Raw genomic sequence first — 1,131 nt, forward strand, 5'->3', positions numbered from 1 at the left:
GTCGTCGGGGATCAGCTCCTTGACCTTCTGATCGGTCTTGTAGATGTCCTCCGGGTCGCCGGAGAGCGCCGCCCAGCGGAAGGGGCCGATGCCCTGGCAGAACAGCGGGCGGATATAGGCCGGCACGAAGCCGGGGAAGTCGAAGGCGTGCTCGACGCCCTCTTCCAGGGCCATCTGGCGGATATTGTTGCCGTAGTCGAAGGTGGGCACGCCCATCTTCTGGAAGTCGAGCATGGCCTGGACGTGCACCGCCATGGACTGTTTGGCGGCCTTGACGGTCGCCTCGGGCTGGGTCTTGCCGCGGGCCACGTACTCCTCCCAGGTCCAGCCCTGGGGCAGGTAGCCGTGCAGCGGGTCGTGGGCGCTGGTCTGGTCGGTGACCATATCGGGGCGTACGCCACGCTTGACCAGCTCGGGCAGGATATCGGCGGCATTGGCGCACAGGCCGATGGAGATCGCCTTGCCTTCGGCGGTGTAGCGCTCGATCCGTGCCAGGGCGTCATCCAGGTCCTCGGCCTGCTCGTCCAGGTAGCGGGTGCGCAGGCGGAAGTCGATGCTGGTCTGCTGGCATTCGATGTTCAGCGAGCAGGCGCCGGCCAGGGTGGCCGCCAGGGGTTGGGCGCCGCCCATGCCGCCGAGGCCGGCGGTGAGGATCCAGCGGCCCTTGAGGTTGCCGTCGTAGTGCTGGCGCCCGGCCTCGACGAAGGTCTCATAGGTGCCCTGGACGATGCCCTGGGAGCCGATATAGATCCAGGAGCCGGCGGTCATCTGGCCGTACATCATCAGGCCTTTCTTATCCAGCTCGTTGAAGTGCTCCCAGTTGGCCCAGGCCGGCACCAGGTTGGAGTTGGCAATCAGCACCCGCGGGGCGTCCTTGTGGGTCTCGAAGACGCCCACCGGCTTGCCGGACTGCACCAGCAGGGTCTGGGTCTCCTCCAGGCGCTGCAGGGTCTCGACGATGGTATCGAAGCACTCCCAGTCACGGGCGGCGCGGCCGATGCCGCCATAGACCACCAGGTCCTCGGGGCGCTCGGCCACGTCCGGGTGGAGGTTGTTCATCAGCATGCGCAGCGGCGCCTCGGTGAGCCAGCTCTTGCAGCTGAGCTCGGTGCCGGTGGGGGCGGCGATCTT

At 67.3% G+C, this 1,131-nt stretch carries 1 protein-coding gene; it reads right to left on the reverse strand.

Translation table 11 applies throughout. From position 1 onward, the window contains the following. A partial coding sequence (gene hutU, locus HOP52_RS19545) for a urocanate hydratase (RefSeq protein WP_238979203.1) occupies positions 1–1,131 on the reverse strand: 1,131 nt, incomplete at both ends.

The organism is Billgrantia campisalis, assembly GCF_022341425.1.
Lineage (GTDB): Bacteria > Pseudomonadota > Gammaproteobacteria > Pseudomonadales > Halomonadaceae > Halomonas > Halomonas campisalis.